The sequence below is a fragment of the Pseudomonas sp. WJP1 genome, from assembly GCF_028471945.1.
In the GTDB taxonomy this organism is placed as follows: domain Bacteria; phylum Pseudomonadota; class Gammaproteobacteria; order Pseudomonadales; family Pseudomonadaceae; genus Aquipseudomonas.
In genome coordinates this window covers 356,515-375,818 of sequence record NZ_CP110128.1, presented here as the reverse complement: position 1 = coordinate 375,818, position 19,304 = coordinate 356,515, and the positions used below count along the sequence as shown (strand labels likewise).

The 19,304-nt window shown below is 60.9% G+C and carries 20 protein-coding genes and 1 pseudogene; 11 read left to right on the top strand and 10 right to left on the bottom strand.

The features are described 5' to 3' along the window. Nucleotides 1-5 precede the first annotated feature (5 nt). Both OH720_RS01720 and OH720_RS01715 read right to left on the bottom strand, forming a co-directional pair. The gene (locus tag OH720_RS01720; RefSeq protein ID WP_180203907.1) at nt 6-428 is read right to left on the bottom strand and encodes a phasin family protein; all 423 of its coding nucleotides are present in this window, start codon (nt 426-428) and stop codon (nt 6-8) included. A 243-nt stretch (nt 429-671) separates the two neighbouring features. After that, on the bottom strand, nt 672-947 hold the full coding sequence (locus tag OH720_RS01715; RefSeq protein WP_008058103.1) for a polyhydroxyalkanoic acid system family protein: 276 nt from the start codon (nt 945-947) through the stop codon (nt 672-674). A gap of 155 nt (nt 948-1,102) precedes the next feature. Between OH720_RS01715 and ubiE the strand changes: the two genes are divergently transcribed. From ubiE to OH720_RS31740, 11 genes and pseudogenes are all read left to right on the top strand, one after another. Further along, complete coding sequence (gene ubiE / locus OH720_RS01710; RefSeq protein ID WP_007989286.1) at nt 1,103-1,873, top strand: bifunctional demethylmenaquinone methyltransferase/2-methoxy-6-polyprenyl-1,4-benzoquinol methylase UbiE; 771 nt, start codon at nt 1,103-1,105, stop codon at nt 1,871-1,873. Further along, nucleotides 1,873-2,496 (top strand): ubiquinone biosynthesis accessory factor UbiJ, encoded by a 624-nt coding sequence (locus tag OH720_RS01705; protein ID WP_272604318.1) that lies wholly within the window; start codon nt 1,873-1,875, stop codon nt 2,494-2,496. The genes ubiE and OH720_RS01705 overlap by 1 nt, the downstream gene beginning before the upstream one ends. Then, nucleotides 2,493-4,097, top strand: a complete 1,605-nt coding sequence (gene ubiB / locus OH720_RS01700; RefSeq protein WP_272604317.1) for a ubiquinone biosynthesis regulatory protein kinase UbiB — start codon at nt 2,493-2,495, stop codon at nt 4,095-4,097. The genes OH720_RS01705 and ubiB overlap by 4 nt, the downstream gene beginning before the upstream one ends. 80 nt (nt 4,098-4,177) lie before the next feature. Beyond that, entirely contained in the window at nt 4,178-4,579 is a 402-nt protein-coding gene (gene hisI / locus OH720_RS01695) for a phosphoribosyl-AMP cyclohydrolase (RefSeq protein WP_272604316.1), read from the top strand. Next, nucleotides 4,572-4,904 carry a phosphoribosyl-ATP diphosphatase gene (locus OH720_RS01690; protein WP_007899279.1) on the top strand — a complete coding sequence of 111 codons (333 nt, stop codon included), beginning with the start codon at nt 4,572-4,574 and terminating at the stop codon, nt 4,902-4,904. Before hisI ends, OH720_RS01690 begins: the two co-directional genes overlap by 8 nt. Before the next feature lie 25 nt (nt 4,905-4,929). Next, on the top strand, nt 4,930-5,202 hold the full coding sequence (locus OH720_RS01685; RefSeq protein WP_008058096.1) for a twin-arginine translocase TatA/TatE family subunit: 273 nt from the start codon (nt 4,930-4,932) through the stop codon (nt 5,200-5,202). Between the two features lie 10 nt (nt 5,203-5,212). Then, a complete protein-coding gene (gene tatB / locus OH720_RS01680; RefSeq protein ID WP_272604315.1) occupies nt 5,213-5,638 on the top strand; it encodes a Sec-independent protein translocase protein TatB in 426 nt (141 codons plus the stop codon). After that, nucleotides 5,635-6,429 carry a twin-arginine translocase subunit TatC gene (tatC, locus tag OH720_RS01675; protein WP_008058092.1) on the top strand — a complete coding sequence of 265 codons (795 nt, stop codon included), beginning with the start codon at nt 5,635-5,637 and terminating at the stop codon, nt 6,427-6,429. Before tatB ends, tatC begins: the two co-directional genes overlap by 4 nt. Further along, nucleotides 6,426-7,133 (top strand): 16S rRNA (uracil(1498)-N(3))-methyltransferase, encoded by a 708-nt coding sequence (locus OH720_RS01670; RefSeq protein ID WP_008058090.1) that lies wholly within the window; start codon nt 6,426-6,428, stop codon nt 7,131-7,133. The genes tatC and OH720_RS01670 overlap by 4 nt, the downstream gene beginning before the upstream one ends. Nucleotides 7,134-7,274: 141 nt before the next feature. Then, a pseudogene (locus tag OH720_RS31745) lies at nt 7,275-8,288 on the top strand (methyl-accepting chemotaxis protein); the annotation flags it as partial. A 39-nt stretch (nt 8,289-8,327) separates the two neighbouring features. Further along, nucleotides 8,328-9,191, top strand: coding sequence for a methyl-accepting chemotaxis protein (locus tag OH720_RS31740; RefSeq protein ID WP_442967302.1), 864 nt, complete (start codon nt 8,328-8,330; stop codon nt 9,189-9,191). Between the two features lie 156 nt (nt 9,192-9,347). Here the strand turns inward: OH720_RS31740 and OH720_RS01660 are convergent, their stop codons facing one another. From OH720_RS01660 to hutG, 8 genes are all read right to left on the bottom strand, one after another. After that, nucleotides 9,348-10,082: an amino acid ABC transporter ATP-binding protein gene (locus tag OH720_RS01660; protein ID WP_272604313.1), complete on the bottom strand. Its 735-nt coding sequence runs from the start codon at nt 10,080-10,082 to the stop codon at nt 9,348-9,350. After that, entirely contained in the window at nt 10,075-11,034 is a 960-nt protein-coding gene (locus tag OH720_RS01655) for an amino acid ABC transporter permease (RefSeq protein WP_008058080.1), read from the bottom strand. Before OH720_RS01655 ends, OH720_RS01660 begins: the two co-directional genes overlap by 8 nt. A gap of 131 nt (nt 11,035-11,165) precedes the next feature. Beyond that, nucleotides 11,166-11,963, bottom strand: a complete 798-nt coding sequence (locus tag OH720_RS01650; protein WP_060542934.1) for a transporter substrate-binding domain-containing protein — start codon at nt 11,961-11,963, stop codon at nt 11,166-11,168. 202 nt (nt 11,964-12,165) lie between these two features. Beyond that, a complete protein-coding gene (gene mdoH / locus OH720_RS01645; RefSeq protein ID WP_272604312.1) occupies nt 12,166-14,736 on the bottom strand; it encodes a glucans biosynthesis glucosyltransferase MdoH in 2,571 nt (856 codons plus the stop codon). Continuing rightward, a complete protein-coding gene (locus OH720_RS01640; RefSeq protein ID WP_272604311.1) occupies nt 14,729-16,546 on the bottom strand; it encodes a glucan biosynthesis protein G in 1,818 nt (605 codons plus the stop codon). The genes mdoH and OH720_RS01640 overlap by 8 nt, the downstream gene beginning before the upstream one ends. A 320-nt stretch (nt 16,547-16,866) precedes the next feature. Continuing rightward, entirely contained in the window at nt 16,867-17,304 is a 438-nt protein-coding gene (gene dtd / locus OH720_RS01635; RefSeq protein WP_272604310.1) for a D-aminoacyl-tRNA deacylase, read from the bottom strand. Further along, nucleotides 17,301-18,272, bottom strand: a complete 972-nt coding sequence (gene pip / locus OH720_RS01630; RefSeq protein ID WP_272604309.1) for a prolyl aminopeptidase — start codon at nt 18,270-18,272, stop codon at nt 17,301-17,303. The genes dtd and pip overlap by 4 nt, the downstream gene beginning before the upstream one ends. A gap of 225 nt (nt 18,273-18,497) precedes the next feature. Next, nucleotides 18,498-19,301 carry an N-formylglutamate deformylase gene (gene hutG / locus OH720_RS01625; RefSeq protein WP_272604308.1) on the bottom strand — a complete coding sequence of 268 codons (804 nt, stop codon included), beginning with the start codon at nt 19,299-19,301 and terminating at the stop codon, nt 18,498-18,500. Nucleotides 19,302-19,304: the final 3 nt, after the last annotated feature.

Here is a 19,304-nt window from a genome sequence, read left to right as displayed (position 1 = left end):
TCTCCTTAAGATTTACGCTCGACGCGTTCGAGCAGTGCCGTGAGCTCATCGAGCTTGGCAGAGAGTGCCTCAACGTCATGTTTAGACGGAATGCCGATACGATTCAAGGTACTTGCGACACGCGTGTCGAACGCTCTCTCGACTTTGTCGAGTTGCAGTTCGACCTTGCCTTTGAAAGTGCTCACTTCACTCTTGGCTTCATCGATCTCGGCATTGGCCGCTTCAAGCTTCTCGGCAACTACTTTTTTGCCTTTGGTTTCAACTGCTTGCCCGGCCTTGATCAACTCTTGAAAGTACTCGCTACCCTCTTGGCCGACCTTGGTGTAGGCACCCAGGCCCGCCAGCCAGATCTTGCGGGCATACGATTTGACGTCATGCAGAGCGGTCGTCGATGCGTCGATTTTTTTCTTCAAAATAACTTTTGCCATGGTGCACCTCACGCGCAGAAGGTTTGAGGAACTGCCCGGATAAGTGTCGGGCTCTGGCACAAAGTAGGGAGAAAAATTAGAAACGGCACCCTAACAACCGACATGATTCATTGGCCGCACCACAAAAAAATGTAGGAGTGAGCCTGCTCGCGATGACGGAGTGTCAGTCAACATTTAGGTCGGCTGACACTCCGTCATCGCGAGCAGGCTCACTCCTACAGGGGATGTGGTTCGACTCGGGAATCAGACGAGGGCTTTATCCAACGCCTTTTCGATTTCCGCCTTGATCATGCCGCTCATGGCCGACATCATCAGGCCCAACTCCACATCGACCTTGATCGAGTCGTCAGTGACATGCACCGCACCTTTCACACCGGAGCGCTTGAGGTTCAGGGTGTCACCGGACCACTGCGGCTCCAGGCCATACTGATCGGAAAGTTTTTGCGCCAGCTTGTCGGCCTTCTCGCGGGCCGCTTCCTTACCCAGGCCGTGGGCACGCTCAACACTAAAATGGGCCATTGAATGACTCCTGCTTTATGAATGCTTGTTCATTGAATCTTGACCGCTGCTGCGGCAAAACGTCCCGAGGGTGATCCATCTTACCTGCAGCCTTGCCAAGACAAAGCATCCCTTGGGGATTAGAATGTCGCGCATTCTCTTTTGGTGACAGCGATATGACTGATCAGCGCAAAGGCAGCGATGCCGAACCCACCACTCACTTCGGCTTCAAAAACGTTCCGGAAAGCCAGAAAGCGGAAAAAGTCGCTGAGGTTTTCCACTCGGTAGCCGCCAAGTACGACCTGATGAACGACCTCCTGTCGGGCGGCATGCACCGTCTGTGGAAGCGTTTCGCGATCGAATTGTCGGGCGTGCGCACTGGTAACCGGGTGCTTGACATCGCTGGCGGCACGGGCGACCTGACCCGCAAGTTCTCGCACCTCGTTGGCCCGACTGGCCAGGTGGTGCTGGCCGATATCAACGAATCCATGCTCAAGGTCGGCCGTGACCGCCTGCTGGACCTGGGTGTGGCCGGCAACGTCGAATTCGTCCAGGCCGATGCGGAAAAACTGCCGTTCCCGGACAACCATTTCGACTGCGTGACCATCGCCTTCGGCCTGCGCAACGTCACGCACAAGGAAGACGCCCTGCGCTCCATGCTGCGCGTGCTCAAGCCTGGTGGTCGCCTGCTGGTGCTGGAGTTCTCCAAGCCGACCAACGCGCTGATGTCCAAAGCCTACGACGCCTACTCGTTCGCCTTCATGCCGTTGATGGGCAAGCTGATCACCAACGACTCGGAAAGCTACCGCTACCTGGCCGAATCGATCCGCATGCACCCGAACCAGGAAACCCTGAAGTCGATGATGGTCGAGGCCGGTTTCGACCGCGTGACCTATCACAACATGACCGCAGGCATCGTCGCCCTGCACCGTGGCATCAAGCCCTGATGCTGCTCGCCGGCGTGCTCGCCAGCGTTGAGCTTGGCCTGAACCGGGTGCTTCGTCTCGACAGCACGGCGCTGCCGCGGCTGGCGCATCTGGCTGGCAAGGTGATTGCCGTCGATTGCCGCAGCCCGGCATTGCAAGTGTTCATCCTGCCCAGCGATGAAGGCCTGATGCTCGCTTCCCATTGGGAAACCGGCGCCGACTGCACCTTGCGTGCACCGGCCTCCAGCCTGCTGAAGCTGGCGATGAGCAAGGACAAGACGGCGGTGCTGCACGCACCTGAAGTCGAGCTCGACGGCGACAGCGGGGTGCTGCTGGAACTGGCGGCAATCCTCCAGGACCTCGAGCTGGACTGGGAGTACGAACTCTCGCGCTGGCTCGGCCCCGTCGCCACGCAACTGGTCGGCGGTCACCTGCGCAGCCGCGCCCGCTGGTATCAGCAAGGGTTCGCCAGCCTCGGCCAGAATCTGGGCGAATACCTGGCCGAAGAATCGCGCACCCTCGTCGGTCAGCGCGAAGCCGAAGCCCGATTCAGTGAACTGGACCAGATCAAACTCGATCTGGAACGCCTCGAGGCGCGTTTCGAGCGCCTTTCCCGATCCCTCGACCCAAGCGATAACGCATGAAGCTGCTTGCCGTCCGCCGTTTGTTGCGCATCCAGCGCGTCGTGATCCGCTACCGCCTCGATGACCTGCTGTTCGCCCTGCCGTTGCCCTGGTTCCTGCTGGTGCTGCGTTACGCCTTGCCGTGGCGCTGGTTTCCGCGCAAGACCCTGGACCTGAGCCGTGGCGCACGACTGCGCCTGGCGTTGCAGGACCTGGGGCCGATTTTCATCAAGTTCGGGCAGATCCTGTCCACCCGCCGCGACCTGCTGCCCGAAGACATCGCCGATGAGCTGATGATGCTGCAGGACCGCGTGCCGCCGTTCGACTCGCAAGTGTCGGTCAAGCTGATCGAAGAGCAGCTCGGCAAGAAAATCAGTGAAGTGTTCAGCCGCTTCGACGTCGAACCGCTGGCCTCGGCGTCGGTGGCCCAGGTGCATGCCGCGCAGCTGAAAACCGGCGAGGAAGTGGTGGTCAAGGTGATCCGGCCAGGCCTCAAGCCGGTGATTGCGCAAGATCTGGCGTGGCTGTTCATCCTCGCCCGCGCCGCCGAAAAGCTCTCGGCCGACGCGCGCCTGTTGCACCCGGTGGACGTGGTCCAGGACTACGAAAAAACCATCTACGACGAACTCGACCTGCTGCGCGAAGCGGCCAACGCCAGCCAGTTGAAGCGTAACTTCGACGGCTCGCCGCTGCTCTACGTGCCCCAAGTCTATTGGGACTGGTGCCGGCCGAAAGTGCTGGTGATGGAGCGCATCTACGGCATCCAGGTCACCGACCTGGCGACCCTGGCCGACCAGCGCACCGACATGAAAATGCTCGCCGAACGCGGCGTGGAGATCTTCTTCACCCAGGTGTTCCGCGACAGCTTCTTCCATGCCGACATGCACCCCGGCAACATCTTCGTCAGCACCGTGCAGCCGTGGAGCCCGCAGTACATTGCGATCGACTGCGGTATCGTCGGCAGCCTCACCCCCGAGGACCAGGATTACCTGGCGCGCAACCTGTTCGCCTTCTTCAAGCGTGATTACCGGCGTGTGGCACAGCTGCACATCGATTCGGGCTGGGTGCCGGCGGAAACCAAACTCAACGAATTCGAAGCGGCGATCCGTACGGTCTGCGAACCGATCTTTGAAAAACCGTTAAAAGATATTTCCTTCGGCCAGGTGCTGATGCGCCTGTTCCAGACCGCCCGGCGCTTCAACATGGAAGTACAGCCGCAGCTTGTCCTGCTGCAGAAAACCCTGTTGAACATCGAAGGCCTGGGCCGTCAGCTGTACCCGGACCTCGACCTGTGGAACACCGCGCAGCCCTTCCTCGAACGCTGGATGCGTGAGCGCGTCAGTCCCAAAGCCTTGTTTGGCAACGTGCAGAGCCAGATCGAACAGATCCCGCACCTGGCCAACATGACCCGTGACCTGCTCGAACGCCTGTCCCAGCCCCACGCCAGCGATCCGCCACCGCCGTGGCACCGGCGACGCGACGACTGGTTCCTGCGCCTGCTCGGTACGGCCCATCTGGCCGGTGGCGCGATCCTCGCCGCAGGCGGGCCATTGAACGATCTGGCTTACTGGCCGGCGGGCATCATGATGGCGGTCGGCTTGTATCTGGTCGTTCGCCGATAGCCAGTTGTGCTGCGCACTGGCACACTGTTTCAACGTTGAGCCCGACTAATGATGTGTCGGGCTCGCTGTCGGAGTCGAAGATGAAAAACTGGCTGGACGAGATCAAGTGGGATGCCGACGGCCTGGTGCCGGCGATTGCCCAGGACCACAAGACCGGGCGCGTCCTGATGATGGCCTGGATGAACCGCGAAGCACTGGAACTGACGGCTGCCGAGAACCGCGCCATCTACTGGTCGCGCTCGCGTGGCAAGCTGTGGCGCAAGGGCGAAGAGTCCGGCCACGTGCAGAAGCTGCATGAGATGCGCCTGGACTGCGACGCCGACGTGATCATCCTGATGGTCGAGCAAATTGGCGACATCGCCTGCCATACCGGCCGCCAGAGCTGCTTCTACCGCGTTTTCGAAAACGGCGACTGGACGACTGTCGACCCGGTCCTGAAAGATCCGCACGCCATCTATTCCGCAGGACACAAACATGAGTGACACGTTGACCCGTCTGGCCCAAGTGCTGGAAGAGCGCAAAGGCGCCGCCGCCGACAGCTCGTACGTCGCCAGCCTGTACCACAAGGGCTTGAACAAGATTCTGGAAAAAGTCGGTGAAGAGTCGGTCGAGACCATCATTGCCGCCAAGGACGCCGCCATCAGCGGCGACTGCAGCGATGTGATCTACGAAACCGCCGATTTGTGGTTCCACAGCATGGTCATGCTCGCCCAATTGGGGCAGCATCCCCAGGCTGTACTCGATGAACTGGACCGTCGCTTCGGTCTGTCCGGGCACGCCGAGAAAGCCTCGCGCCCGTCCGCCTGAATAACTATTAGAGAGGAGCAGCAGCATGGGCATTTTTGACTGGAAACACTGGGTCGTCATCCTGGTTGTCGTGGTACTGGTATTCGGTACCAAGAAACTGAAAAACCTCGGCACCGACGTCGGCGAGTCGATCAAGGGCTTTCGCAAGGCCATGAACGACGACGAAAAACCGGCCGATCCGACAGCGACTCCAGCTCAACCGGTGCCACCGGTTCAGCCACAGGCTTCTGTGAACCAGCCGCACACCATCGACGTGCAGGCACAGAAAGTCGAAGAGCCGATCCGCAAAGACTCGTGAGCACTGACTAATGTTTGGTATCAGCTTCTCTGAACTGCTGCTCGTTGGCCTCGTCGCCCTGCTGGTGCTGGGCCCCGAGCGCCTGCCGGGCGCTGCGCGCACCGCCGGCCTGTGGGTCGGGCGCCTCAAGCGCAGCTTCAATGCAATCAAACAGGAAGTTGAACGTGAAATCGGTGCCGACGAGATTCGTCGGCAACTGCACAACGAGCACATCCTGTCGCTTGAGCAGGAGGCCCGCAAGATCTTCTCGCCGACCCAGCAGCAACCGACACCTGTCGAGCCTGTGGCGGCGCAGACGATTGATGCGCCTGTCGTTGAACCTGCGCCGGTTGCCGCTGCACCTGTCGCAGCGACGCCGGTGGCCCCCGCTACACCTGCGGCTGCGCCCGTTGCGCCGGCCCCTCATGACCCAACACTGCCGCCGCGAGCCCCATGAGCGATCTTCCTGAAAACGACCAGCACATGCCGCTGGTTTCGCACCTCACCGAGTTGCGTACCCGCCTGCTGCGCTGCGTAGCGGCGATCTTCATCATCTTTGCCGGGCTGTTCGCCTTTACCCAGCAGATCTACACCTTCGTCTCGACCCCGCTGCGGGCCTACCTGCCAGCGGGCGCGACGATGATTGCCACGGATGTGTCGTCGCCGTTCCTGACGCCACTGAAGTTGACCATGATGGTGTCGCTGTTCCTGGCGATCCCGGTGATCCTGCACCAGATCTGGGGCTTCATCGCGCCAGGCCTGTACAAGCACGAGAAGCGCATCGCCGTTCCCTTGCTGTGCTCGAGCATCGTGCTGTTCTACGCCGGCATGGCATTCGCCTATTTCCTGGTGTTCCCGCTGATCTTCAAGTTCTTCGCCGCCGCCACCCCGGCCGGTGTGGAAATGATGACCGACATCACCAGCTACCTCGATTTCGTCATGACGCTGTTCTTCGCCTTCGGCGTGGCGTTCGAAATCCCGGTGGCCGTGGTGCTGCTGGTGTGGATCGGCGTGGTCGACGTCAAGTACCTGAAGAAAATCCGCCCGTACGTAATCATCGGCTGCTTCGTGGTCGGCATGATCCTGACCCCGCCAGACATTTTCTCGCAGACCCTGTTGGCCGTACCGATGTGGCTGCTGTTTGAAATCGGCATCCTGTTCGGCAGCCTGATCAGCAAGCGAGGCGAGCATCCGGACGACCAGCCTGCCGACGATAACAACGACCAGCCGCCAGCGACCCAACCGTGAACCTGCTGCTCCTTGAAGAGGCCGACTTCATTGCGGCCGACCGGGTTGTGCTGCGTGACCGGCGGTTGACCCACATGCAGGAAGTCCACCGCTGTGAAGTCGGTGACAGCATGCGGGTCGGCCGCATCGGCGGCCTGATGGGGTCGGCCGAGGTCCTGCGCCTGGACGCCAACGAGGCGGAACTGCGCGTCACCCTCGACCAGCCTCCACCCGCCAAGCTGCCGCTGACCCTGGTCCTGGCCCTGCCGCGGCCCAAAATGCTGCGCAGGGTGTTCCAGACCGTCGCGGCCATGGGTGTGCCACGGGTCGTGCTGGTAAACAGCTATCGCGTCGAGAAGAGCTTCTGGCAGACCCCGTTCCTGGAGCCCGAGGCCATTCGCGAGCAACTGATCCTTGGCCTCGAACAGGCCAGGGACAGTGTGCTGCCGCAAGTCGTGATCGAGAAACGCTTCAAGCCGTTCGTCGAGGATCGCCTGCCTGCCATTACCGAGGGCACCCTTGGCCTGGTGGGCCATCCTGGCCAGTACCCGCCCTGCCCCCGCGCCCTGACCGAGCCCGTGACCCTGGCCATCGGCCCGGAAGGTGGCTGGATCCCGTACGAGATCGACTTGTTGGGCAAATCCGGCCTGCAACCGGTGCAGCTGGGTGAGCGCATCCTGCGCGTGGAAACCGCCGTTACTGCCCTGCTGGCACGCCTCTTCTAACCCAGACACTTTCCTTTGTGGGAGCCGGCTCGCTCCCACAGGTTCATCATCTATCCGCCCATCGGGCAGCACCTACAGAACCCCACTTCTCTGCCGATACACCTCCCATGAAACCAATGTGTGGTCCAAGGGAGCTGCAGCATGTACCAATCGCTAGCCGATAAACTGGGGAACGTAAGCGTAAACCGCAAGCTGGGCGTCGGCTTCGGTCTTGTGCTGCTGCTGACGATGCTGATCACCTTCACCGGCTGGACCGGCCTGAGCGACGTTACCCGTCGCGGTGATACGCTGGGGTTCATTTCCGATATCAACGGGATGACCAAAGACCTGCGCATCGCCCGCCTGGATTACGAAATGCGCCGCGGCGAGCAAGGCCCCGGTGCCGTCAATGACTGGTTGAGCAAGCTCGAGACCAGCCTGCAAGCGGCTCGCCGGATGATCGAGCAACCCGCCGACGTGGCCATGGTCGACCAGCAACTGGCCGCCGTGAGCCAATACAAGCAAGCCTTCGCGTCCATGAACCAGATCAGCGCCAGCCGCGAAGACGCCCGCAGCAAACTGGGCGCCACCGCCGACAATGCCGTGGCCAAAGTCGCTGAAGTCGAACAATCCATGCTGCAAGGCGACAGCGTGGCGCAGTTCAACAGCGTGATCGACCTCAGCAAACTGATCCAGCAAGCGCGCTTCCAGGTGCGAGGTTACACCTACAGCGGTAAAGCCGAGGCCGAGCAGCCGGCGCTGGATGCCATCGACAACGCCCTGAAATACCTGCAAAACCTGCCGTCGAAGCTGCCGGAACAACACATCGGTAACCTGCAGCAAGCGACTGACTCGCTCAAGGCCTACCGCGCCGCGGTCAGCCAGTACCGCGATTCCCAGACCGCCAGCGCCGACGCATTCAAGCGTATGGCCACCCAGGGCGAAATCCTGCTCGAGGTCAGCCAGAAGCTCACCGCCTCACAAACGCTGGTGCGCGATACCGACGTAGCGCACGCCAAGAACATGCTGTTGCTGGCCACCGTCCTGGCCCTGGTCTTTGGCCTGTTTGCCGCTTGGGCCATCACCCGGCAGATCGTGATTCCGCTGAACCAGACCCTCAAGGCGGCCGAGCGCATCGCCGCTGGCGACCTGACCCACAACCTGCTCTCCAAGCGCCAGGACGAACTAGGCCAGCTGCAACGGGCCATCCAGAGCATGACCCAGGGCCTGCGTGAACTGATTGGCGGCATCAGCGACGGCGTTACACAAATTGCCAGCGCCGCCGAGGAACTGTCCGCCGTTACCGAACAAACCAGCGCCGGTGTCACCAACCAGAAGGTCGAAACCGACCAGGTGGCCACCGCCATGAATGAAATGACCGCCACGGTGCAGGAAGTCGCGCGCAACGCCGAGGAAGCCTCCGAAGCCGCCGTCGCCGCCGATCAACAGGCCCGCGAAGGGGACAAGGTGGTGGGCGAAGCCATCGCGCAGATCGAGCGCCTGGCCCTGGAAGTGAGTCACTCTACCGAGGCCATGGGCGAGCTCAAGCGTGAAAGCGACAAGATCGGCAGCGTGCTCGACGTGATCAAGTCCGTCGCCCAGCAAACCAACCTGCTGGCACTCAACGCGGCCATTGAAGCCGCCCGTGCCGGTGAAGCCGGACGTGGTTTCGCGGTGGTTGCCGATGAAGTGCGCAGCCTGGCGCAACGCACCCAGAAGTCCACCGAAGAGATCGAAGAGCTGATCGTCGGCCTGCAAAACGGCACGCAGCAAGTGGCAAGCATCATGGACAACAGCCGCGCCCTGACCGACAGCAGCGTGGAGCTGACCCGTCGCGCCGGCGGCTCACTGGAGAACATCACCCGCACGGTGTCGGCGATCCAGGCGATGAACCAGCAGATTGCCGCCGCTGCAGAACAGCAGAGCGCTGTCGCCGAAGAGATCAACCGTAGCGTGCTGAACGTGCGCGATGTGTCGGATCAGACGTCGGCTGCGAGTGAAGAGACGGCGGCCTCCAGCATCGAGCTGGCGCGGCTGGGGACGCATTTGCAGATGCTGGTGGGCAAGTTCAGGGTTTGAGGTGATGCGAGGTCCCAGGTTCGCTTGGGACCGAGGTGATGCAATCGCGGGCAAGCCCGCTCCCACAAGGTTCATCGGCGCACACAAGATTTGTGTTCAACACCTGAACCTGTGGGAGCGGGCTTGCCCGCGATTGCAATCTGACAGACGCTGAAGTTACAAAACCTGCCGCAAGAAGGCCTGAGCCCGCGGATCCTTCGGCGCATCGAAGAACTCCGCTGGCGAAGCGTCTTCCAGCAATTTCCCGTGATCGAAGAACAACACCCGATCCGCCACTTCCCGCGCAAAGCCCATTTCATGGGTGACGCAGACCATGGTCATGCCTTCCACGGCCAGGTTTTTCATCACATCCAGCACTTCTCCGACCATTTCCGGGTCCAGCGCCGAAGTCGGCTCATCGAACAGCATGACCTTCGGTTCCATCGCCAATGCCCGGGCAATGGCCACGCGCTGTTGCTGACCGCCGGACAGGCGCGACGGAAACTCATTGGCCTTCTGCGCGATACCGACCTTTTCAAGCAGCAACATGGCCTTGGCCTCACGCTCCTTCTTGCCGCGCTTGCGCACGACTTTCTGTGCCAGGCAGAGGTTTTCCAGCACGGTCATGTGCGGGAACAAGTTGAAATGCTGGAAGACCATGCCGACTTCGCGGCGATAAGCGTTCACGTCGGTCTTCGGGTCAGCCAGTTGCAGGCCATCGATACTCACCGAGCCCGAGTCGAACTCTTCAAGGCCATTGAGGCAGCGCAGGAAGGTCGACTTGCCGGAACCGGACGGACCGATCACTACCAGCACTTCGCCCTTGGCAACGTTGGTGGAGACGTTATCCACGGCACGCACCACCTGGCCACGGGTGTCGTAGACTTTTACCAGATCGCGGACTTCAATCACTTTGCGCGAGCCTCCGCTCAAGCCGGCTGGCGATTTTCGACAGCGGCAGGTTGATCAACAGGTACAGGCCGGCGACGCAGAACAGGATTTCGAACGGCGAGAACGAGGTGGTGATCACTTCGCGACCGCTTTTGAGCAGTTCGGTAATCGCGATCACCGACACCAGCGACGTGTCTTTCACCAGGCTGATGAACTGCCCGGCCAGGGGTGGCAGTACGCGTTTGAACGCCTGCGGCAGCACCACATGACGCATCGATTGCCCCGCGCTCAAGCCCAGGGAACGCGCGGCTTCGTTCTGGCCACGGGCAATCGACTGCACGCCGGAGCGGATGATTTCCGCCACGTAGGCGCCGGTGAACAGCGACAGTGCGGCGATCCCGGCGAACTCCCGGGACAGGTTCATCACGGTGCCGATGAAGAAGTAGAAAATGAAGATCTGTACAAGCAGCGGCGTACCGCGCACCAGCTCGACGTAGATGGTCGAGAGGTCGCGCAGGGTCGGGTTGTTCGACAGCCGGCACAGGCCTGTCGCCAGGCCGATCAACAGGCCAAGCACGCCAGACACCACCGACAGCCACAGCGTGGTCCACAGCCCCCACAGCAGCGGCCCGGCGGCCCAGTGACGGGTGACGCCAATCACATCGCCTTCGGCCACGTCATCGCCTTGGGCGACTTGCAGGCTGTTGTCATCGACAGTCAGGTGTTGCTCGTCGCCGGCGTCGTTGCGCAGAGTGACTTCAGCCTTGTCGCCCTTGCGCACCAGTTCACTGACGGTGGAGATGTCGGCGGCGCGCTGGGACTCTTCGGCGTGGTAGGCAAAGTACTGCGGTACGCGGTTCCAGCGCCATTCGTAGGACATCAGCGAGGTGGCGTAATACAACGCGCCGGCCAGGCCGATCAGCACCAGCACGGTCAGCACGTGCCAGGGCCATTGGGCTTTTTTCTGTTTCATTACAGGTTCCGGGATTTGTGTTGCCTTGGAGGGCGTCATCGCCAGCAGGCTGGCTCCCACAGGGGAATGCATTTCATTGTGGGAGCCAGCCTGCTGGCGATTGGGCGCGACGCGGTCTATCTGACCGGGCCTTACTCCATGTCCTTCTGCCAAGCGGTGTCTTTGAACCACTTGTCATGGATGCGGTCGTAGGTGCCGTCTTCGTGGATCTGGTGCAGGAAGTTGTTGATGAAGTTGATGCTGTCGTAGTCACCCTTCTTCAGCCCGAACGCCAGCGGCTCGTAGGTGAACGGCTTGTCGAGGAATACCAGCTTGCCGTTGCCGACCTTGTTCACAGCCACGACGTTGTAAGGCGCGTCGTAGATGAAGGCGTCGGCCTTGCCGTTGACTACATCGAGCACGGCTTCCTGCTCGTTGTCATAACCGTGGTACTTGGCTTTGGAGATCAGCTTTTTAGCGACCATTTCGCCGGTGGTGCCGAGCTTGGAGGTGATGCGGTAGTCAGCGGTGTTCAGGTCTTTGTAGGACTTGATCGTGCCTTCCAGCTCCTTGCGGATCAGCAGGGTCTGGCCAACCACGATGAACGGTTCGCTGAAGTTCAGGCGCAGGTTGCGTTCCTGAGTCAGGGTCATGCCGCTGCCGATCATGTCGAACTTGTCGGTCAGCAGGGCCGGGATGATGCCGTCGTAGCCGGTGGACACCAGCTCCAGCTTGACGCCCATGGCCTTGGTCATGGCCTTGAGGATGTCGACTTCGAAACCGATGATCTCGCCGCGTTTGTTGGTCATTTCGAACGGCATGTAGGTCGGGTCCATGCCGACTTTCAACGTGCCGCGCTTGACCGCGTCATCAATGGCACCGGCCTGCGCCGCGCTGACTGCAACCAATGCCGTGACGCCGACCAGCAGCATCGACAGATACTTCTTCATCTTCAAGTCCCCAAAACCATTGCGTTTGCGGCGCGAAATCGACAGTTTTCCAAGGAAAACAGACAGATACGGACACAAAGCGGTCCGGGCGCACCAATTCGGGGACGGATGCTAACGCACCTGCTCATTTGCACAAGGGTTGAGGCAGGATTTGTTGTGTTTTGACTGATCAAAAAAAACCCGCTTTCGCGGGTTTTTTTCGTTATGCCAACTGCGGCTGCACGCTCAGCGGCCTGAGCGGCAACAGCGGCGCATGCGGATCGGCCTGGACCGACTTGCGCCACGCACCCAGCCACTCGGGGTGACCTTCGCTCCACACCTGCTCATGCAGGCGAGCCAATGCCACCGGGTCGCTCAGCAGCTGCACACGTTCGTTGTTGGTCAGGCCTTCCGGCCCGACCTTCATGGCGTGCCGTACTCGCTCAACCCGCAGCCATTCGATCGGCTCGGCCTCGCGGTGACGCGAGGTTGCCAGCGAGCACGCCAGGGCGTTCTGCTGCGGATCGACCACCGAACGCACAAAGCCGTCGTTCAGCGCATGCCAGCGGTTTTCGTGGGTGTACTGGTCGGTGGCCAGCAGTGCCTGCGGCGGATTGTATTCCTCAGGGATCAGGAACAGGCTTTCGTCACGGGACTTGAGGCCCAGGCCGACACGGCTGGAAATCACCGACACCGGGATCGACAGCATCAGCGAACCGACAATCGGAACCAACCACCACAGGAAGCTCGGGTTCAGCCAGATCACCAGCAGGGCCCAGAAGAAACCCAGCAAGGTCTGCGGACCGTGGCGCTTGACCGCTTCGCTCCATGGCGTGGAGTCGTCGTCACGCTGAGGCGAGTTCCAGGTCGCGGCCCAGCCCAGGAACGCGGCGAGCACGAAACGGGTGTGGAAAATCATCCGCACCGGCGCCAGCAGCATGGAGAACAGCATCTCCAGCAGCATCGACAGCGTCACCTTGAACTTGCCACCGAACTCTTTCGCGCCCTTGGCCCAGATCAGGATGATGCTCAATAGCTTCGGCAGGAACAACAATACGATCGTGGTCGAGAACAGCGCGATCGCCTTGTCCGGGTGCCATTGTGGCCACAGCGGATAGAGCTGGCGCGGCTCGAGGAAGTATTGCGGCTCCATCAGCGTGTTGACCGCCAGCAGCGCCGTCGACAGCACGAGGAAGAAGAACCACAGCGGCGCCGACAGGTAAGACATCACGCCGGTCAGGAACACCGCACGGTGCACCGGGTGCATGCCCTTGACCAGGAACAGGCGGAAGTTCATCAGGTTGCCGTGGCACCAGCGACGGTCACGCTTGAGTTCGTCCAGCAGGTTCGGCGGCAATTCTTCATAGCTGCCCGGCAAGTCGTAGGCAATCCACACGCCCCAACCGGCACGACGCATCAGCGCGGCTTCGACGAAGTCGTGGGACAGGATCGCACCGGCGAACGCGCCTTTGCCCGGCAACGGCGCCAGGGCGCAGTGCTCGATGAACGGCTTCATGCGGATGATTGCGTTGTGGCCCCAGTAGTGGGATTCGCCCAACTGCCAGAAGTGCAGGCCGGCGGTGAACAGCGGACCGTACACGCGGGTGGCGAATTGCTGCATGCGCGCATACAGGGTGTCCATGCCCGACGCACGTGGCGCGGTCTGGATGATCCCGGCGTCCGGCGTGGCTTCCATCAGGCGTACCAGACTGGTCAGGCACTCGCCGCTCATTACCGAGTCGGCGTCGAGCACGACCATGTACTTGTAGTCACCACCCCAACGACGGCAGAAGTCGTCGAGGTTGCCGCTTTTACGTTTCACACGACGACGACGGCGGCGATAGAAGATCTTGCCGAAGCCCTTGGCTTCACGGCAGACGTCCAGCCAGGCCTGCTGTTCGGCGACGCAGATGTCGGCGTCGTTACTGTCGCTGAGGACGAAGAAGTCAAAGCGATCCAGGTCACCCGTGGCGGCTACCGACTCGAACGTTGCACGCAGACCAGCGAACACCCGAGGCACGTCTTCGTTACAGATCGGCATCACCAGAGCGGTGCGCGCATCCTTCGGAATCGGCTCGTTACCGGCGCTTTTGCCGGAGATACGGTATTTATCGTGACCGGTGAGCAACTCGAGGAAGCCCATCAGCGCGGTCCAGAAACCGGCCGAAACCCAGCAGAACAGAATCCCGAACAGGATCAGGATGCTGGTCTGCAAGGCATACGGCAGCACTTGCGTGGCGGTTTGCAGCAGCGGTTGGTGCAGGACTTCGTCAAGATCGACGAACGACCAGCCCTGGTACGGCATGATGCCTTTCATGTACCAGCCGGCGACGATGGTCTGGCCGAGCATCAGTACCAGCAGAATGTAGCGACGGATCGAACCGACCGTGCGCCAGCGCGCCGCCGGCAGCACGTTCTCATCCTTTGGCGGCTTCGGCGGGTTGGTCCGACCGGTCATACGCCGCCAGCCGCGCACCAGAATATTGGTACGCCACGGCTCCGGCACGACCTTGGTCCGACGAATCGGCGGAGTGGCCTTCAGGCAGACACGACCGCTGGCGTCGAGCGCCAGCATTTCAGCGTCCTGCAATTCCTCGGCGGTGCTCAGGGTCAGGCGTGTGCCAACCGAGGCCTGGGCGGCCTCGGTCGGTGCGTCGAACGTCTGCGACGACAGACGCTCATGCAGTTCACTGAAGGACCTGCAGCCCGCGAGTTCCGCGCGCTGCTGGTCGGTCATCGGCAGATGTGCCAGGTACTCGGACAGAGTCTCTGGCTGTACTTGAGAATTACTCATCGGCAGGCAACTGGTAGCTCCAGGTCTCGGTCAGGACTTCTTCAGTCGATGCCGATTCCGGTGTGGCTGGGACCGCGTCGGCAGCAGCAGGCTGCTTGACGTCATTGTTGTTCGCCTTGTCCTTGGCATCTGCAACTGGCTTGGCTTCGGCCTGTTTGGCCTCGGCGGCTTTCGCTTCCTTGTCCGCTTTCTCCGCCTGCTTGGCCGCTACCTTGTCGGCCTTGGCTACGGAAGAGGTGGAGGCTGGAATCGAAGTCTTGGCCAGATCGGCAGGCACGATGTTCTGCACAAGTGCCGCACGCATCTCGGTGGACTTGCTCGGGTCCTTGATCTTCATGCGCAGGGTCAGGCGCCAGCCCTTGGTTTCAGGATTGTAGCGCACGCTGTTCTCGACCAGCTCGGCGTTCTCGCCGACGCTGACCTGACTGCGCACATCCGTATCCGGTGCCAGTGCCGCCAGGGACGGACCTTCGAAGTCCACCAGATAGGCAACGCTGCCATCCGGCTGACGAATCAGGTTGGACTGTTTCACGTCGCCGGTGGATTTCAGGGTCTGACTGACCCAGGCACTGTCCGGTGCGTGCAGCGCCGCTTCGTCCATGGTCCAGTGCATGCGATAGGCGAAGTCCAGCGGCTGGCCTGGCTCCGGCATTTTTTCCGGGCTCCAGAAAGCCACGATATTGTCGTTGGTTTCGTCGGCGGTCGGAATCTCGACCAGATCGACGGTGCCCTTGCCCCAGTCGCCTTTCGGCTCGATCCAGGCGCTTGGACGCTTGTCGTAGCGGTCGTCGAGGTCTTCGTAGTGGCTGAAGTCACGGCCACGTTGCAGCAAGCCGAAGCCGCGCGGGTTCTCGACCGAGAAGTTGCTCACCGCCAGGTGTTTCGGGTTGTTCAGAGGACGCCAGATCCACTCGCCATTGCCGGCATGGATCGCCAGGCCGCTGGAATCGTGCAGCTCACGACGGTAGTTGAGGACTTTCGACGGCTGGTTGGCGCCGAACAGGAACATGCTGGTCAGTGGCGCGATGCCCAGTTTGCCGACCTTGTCACGCAGGAACATCTGCGCCTTGACGTCGACAATGGTGTCGCTGCCCGGACGCAGGGTCAGGCGATACGCACCGGTCGCCCGGGGCGAATCCAGCAGGGCGAAGATCACCAGGTGCTTGTCGCCCGGTTTCGGCTGTTGAATCCAGAACTCGCGAAAGCGCGGGAATTCTTCGCCGGACGGCAATGCAGTGTCGATCGCCATGCCGCGCGCGGACAAACCGTAGACGTGACCCTTGCCGACCACGCGGAAGTAACTCGCGCCGAGCATGGTCATGATTTCGTCTTGCTTGTCAGCCTTGTTGACCGGGTACAGGACACGGAAACCGGCGTAACCGAGTTGTTCGGTGGCCTTGGGGTCGAACTTGACGTCGCCGAAATCGAAACGACTTGGGTCGTACTTGATCTCTTCGACGGTGTTCGCCGTGATTTCGTTGATTTTCACCGGCGTATCGAAATGCATGCCCTGGTGATAGAACGACAGCTTGAACGGGGTCTTCTGATCGGCCCATTCGGCTTTTTCAGTCAGGAAACGAATTTTCTGATAGTCGGCGAATTTCATCTCGCGAAATTCGTTCGGCAGGTTACTGCGCGGAGCTTCGTACTTTTGCCCGGCCAGCTCTTTTGCCTTGACCGATACATCATCCAGACTGAATGCCCAAAGCTGGCCGGCGCTGAGCAGGCACAGCAGTGCCGAGCCCGCTACCAATGCGCTACGAAACCGTTTGGCAGTCAATTTTGGTGCGTTACAGGGACTAACAATCACGAGCAACCCTCGCCGAAAACAGATCAAAAAACCAACGGCCAGTTAAAGGGCCAGCAGGTATCCGGTACGAAAAAACCGGTCCCGCAGACCACTCTTGCCAAGTTGGCGAGCATTGTTCCGACTCCGCTGGGGCAAAATGATTCCCCAATCGGATCCGGACAAGTCTCTACCTAAGTCAAAATGGACCAACGAACGCTGATCCCCGTAGCGCGCGATTATCTAGTAGGCCGCGTTACAACGCATCAGGGGTAACAAAGTATTTATCGGGGAAAACGCCTGTTTTCAGTCGAAATGCGCTTAAAAAGATGTTTCAAGCGCTTTCAGGTCTGTAACAGGAAGGTTACCGGGCCGTCGTTGACCAGGTGCACCTGCATATCCGCGCCGAATCTACCTGATGCCACAGTGCCATGCACCTGTTTCGCTTTGCTTAATAGATAGTCGAAAAGCTCCTCGCCCAAGGCCGGAGGGGCCGCGGTCGAGAAACTCGGGCGCAAGCCGCTCTTGGTATCGGCGGCCAGGGTGAACTGCGAGACCAGCAGCAACCCGCCACCCACATCCGCCAGGGACAGATTCATCTTGCCCTCAGCGTCGCTGAACACACGATAGTTAAGCAGCTTATTGAGAAGTTTGTCGGCGCTGGCCCGCGTGTCGTCCGGCTCGACGGCGACCAGCACCAGCAACCCCTGATCGACCGCGCCGACCACCTGCCCCGCTACCTCGACCCGCGCGCCGCGCACGCGCTGCAGCAGCCCCTTCATGCTTCGTCGGGGGCCAGATCGAGCAAACGCCGCGCCATCCGATCGGCAGCACGCACCAATGCATCGGTAATCCCCGGTTCAGCGGCAGCATGACCCGCGTCACGGATGATTTGCAGTTCGCTGTTCGGCCAGGCCTGGTGCAGCTCCCAGGCGTTATCCAGCGGGCAAATCACGTCATAGCGACCATGGATGATCACGCCGGGCAGATGAGCGATTTTGTCCATGTCGCGAATCAGCTGATTGGCTTCAAGGAACGCATGGTTGGTGAAGTAGTGGCATTCGATACGAGCAATGGATAGCGCGCGCTGGGGCTCGGAAAAACGATCGACCACCAGGGGGTTCGGCCGCAGGGTCGCGGTCCGGCCTTCCCATGTGGACCAGGCCTTGGCCGCGTGCATCTGGGCGATCTGATCGTTGCCGGTCAGGCGTTTGTGGAATGCCGTGAGCAAATCGCCGCGCTCGTCCAACGGGATAGGGGCGATGTAGTCCTGCCAGTAATCGGGGAACAAGCGGCTGGCACCCGCCTGATAAAACCATTCGATTTCCTGCGGGCGGCAGAGAAAAATACCGCGCAGGATCAGCCCGTGCACACGCTCCGGATGGGTTTGCGCGTAGGCCAGCGCCAGGGTCGAACCCCAGGAACCGCCGAATAGCACCCACTTGTCGATGCCCAGGTGCTCGCGGATTCGCTCAAGGTCGGCGACGAGATCCCAGGTTGTATTGTTTTCCAGGCTGGCGTGGGGGGTGGAGCGACCGCAACCACGCTGATCGAAGGTGACGATGCGGTACAGGTTGGGATCGAAGTAGCACCGGCTCGCCGCATCACACCCGGCGCCTGGACCGCCGTGAATGAACACCACCGGCAAACCTTGCGGTGAACCGCTTTCGTCGACATACAGCGTGTGGGTCTCGTCGACGGCCAGATCGTGCCGGGCGTGGGGTTTGATCTGCGGGTACAAAGTCTGCATTGCGCACTCCGTAAGGGGTCGAGGTCATCCCTGGGGGGACTTCTATTATTCTGCCGTTGGGCATCATAAACCCGAATTACGTCATTGAGCATGCACATGTAGAGTCAGAGTTATCGTTCCCACGCTCTGCGTGGGAATGCATCCCGTGACGCTCTGCGTCACAGTGGACGCGGAGCGTCCATGGCGGCATTCCCACGCAGAGCGTGGGAACGATCAGTTGCAGGGTTACACGTTGTAATGCTTTTCGCCCCACGCCAGCAGGCCTTGCAGCAACTCCTTCAACACCACCCGCGTCGGCTCGGCCAGATCCGGCCGATAGCGGAACGGCTCGAACTCTTCCATATACGTGCACTGACCCAGCTCCAGTTGCACGGCATGAATGTTTTCTGCCGGATTGCCGTAATGCCGAGTGATGTGCCCGCCCTTGAAGCGCCCGTTCAGCACATGGCTGTAGTCCGGGTGACCGGCGCAGATCGCTTCCAGCTGAGAGGCCAGCTGCGGATCACAACTGGCGCCGTTGAAGGTACCGAGGTTGAAGTCCGGGAGCTTGCCGTCGAACAGGTGCGGGATGATCGAGCGGATCGAGTGCGCATCGAACAGCAGCGCATAGCCGAATTCAGCCTTGAGGCGCGACAGCTCCTGTTGCAGGGTGCTGTGGTACGGCGTCCAGATCTGCTCCAGATAGGTTGCACGCTCCTCCTTGGAAGGCTCCAGCCCTTCGCGGAACAACGGAATGCCGTCGAATAGTGTCGCCGGGTACAGACCGGTGGTGGCGCCAACATACAAAGGCTTGTCGTCGGACGGCCGGTTCAGGTCGATGACGAACCGCGAGTATTCGGCGGCGAGGGTGCTGGCACCCAGTTCGGCGGCGAAATCGTATAGCTGCGGGATATGCCAGTCGGTGTCCGGCAAGCTTTTCGCGTCGGGGATCAACCCGGCTTCGACTGCCGGAGTCAGGCGCACACCGGCGTGGGGCATGCTGATCAGCAGCGGCACGCGGCCTTGTTTGAAGTTCAGAACCTTATCCACAAC

Coding starts and splice junctions, on each gene's coding strand:
- hisI (WP_272604316.1), top strand. CDS start 4,178: ATGAAAAACTGGCTGGACGAGATCAAGTGGGATGCCGACGGCCTGGTG.
- OH720_RS01720 (WP_180203907.1), bottom strand. CDS start 428: ATGGCAAAAGTTATTTTGAAGAAAAAAATCGACGCATCGACGACCGCT.
- OH720_RS01690 (WP_007899279.1), top strand. CDS start 4,572: ATGAGTGACACGTTGACCCGTCTGGCCCAAGTGCTGGAAGAGCGCAAA.
- OH720_RS01650 (WP_060542934.1), bottom strand. CDS start 11,963: ATGAAGAAGTATCTGTCGATGCTGCTGGTCGGCGTCACGGCATTGGTT.
- pip (WP_272604309.1), bottom strand. CDS start 18,272: ATGCAGACTTTGTACCCGCAGATCAAACCCCACGCCCGGCACGATCTG.
- tatC (WP_008058092.1), top strand. CDS start 5,635: ATGAGCGATCTTCCTGAAAACGACCAGCACATGCCGCTGGTTTCGCAC.
- ubiE (WP_007989286.1), top strand. CDS start 1,103: ATGACTGATCAGCGCAAAGGCAGCGATGCCGAACCCACCACTCACTTC.
- OH720_RS01685 (WP_008058096.1), top strand. CDS start 4,930: ATGGGCATTTTTGACTGGAAACACTGGGTCGTCATCCTGGTTGTCGTG.
- tatB (WP_272604315.1), top strand. CDS start 5,213: ATGTTTGGTATCAGCTTCTCTGAACTGCTGCTCGTTGGCCTCGTCGCC.
- ubiB (WP_272604317.1), top strand. CDS start 2,493: ATGAAGCTGCTTGCCGTCCGCCGTTTGTTGCGCATCCAGCGCGTCGTG.
- dtd (WP_272604310.1), bottom strand. CDS start 17,304: ATGAAGGGGCTGCTGCAGCGCGTGCGCGGCGCGCGGGTCGAGGTAGCG.
- OH720_RS01705 (WP_272604318.1), top strand. CDS start 1,873: ATGCTGCTCGCCGGCGTGCTCGCCAGCGTTGAGCTTGGCCTGAACCGG.
- OH720_RS31740 (WP_442967302.1), top strand. CDS start 8,328: ATGACCCAGGGCCTGCGTGAACTGATTGGCGGCATCAGCGACGGCGTT.
- OH720_RS01715 (WP_008058103.1), bottom strand. CDS start 947: ATGGCCCATTTTAGTGTTGAGCGTGCCCACGGCCTGGGTAAGGAAGCG.
- OH720_RS01655 (WP_008058080.1), bottom strand. CDS start 11,034: ATGAAACAGAAAAAAGCCCAATGGCCCTGGCACGTGCTGACCGTGCTG.
- mdoH (WP_272604312.1), bottom strand. CDS start 14,736: ATGAGTAATTCTCAAGTACAGCCAGAGACTCTGTCCGAGTACCTGGCA.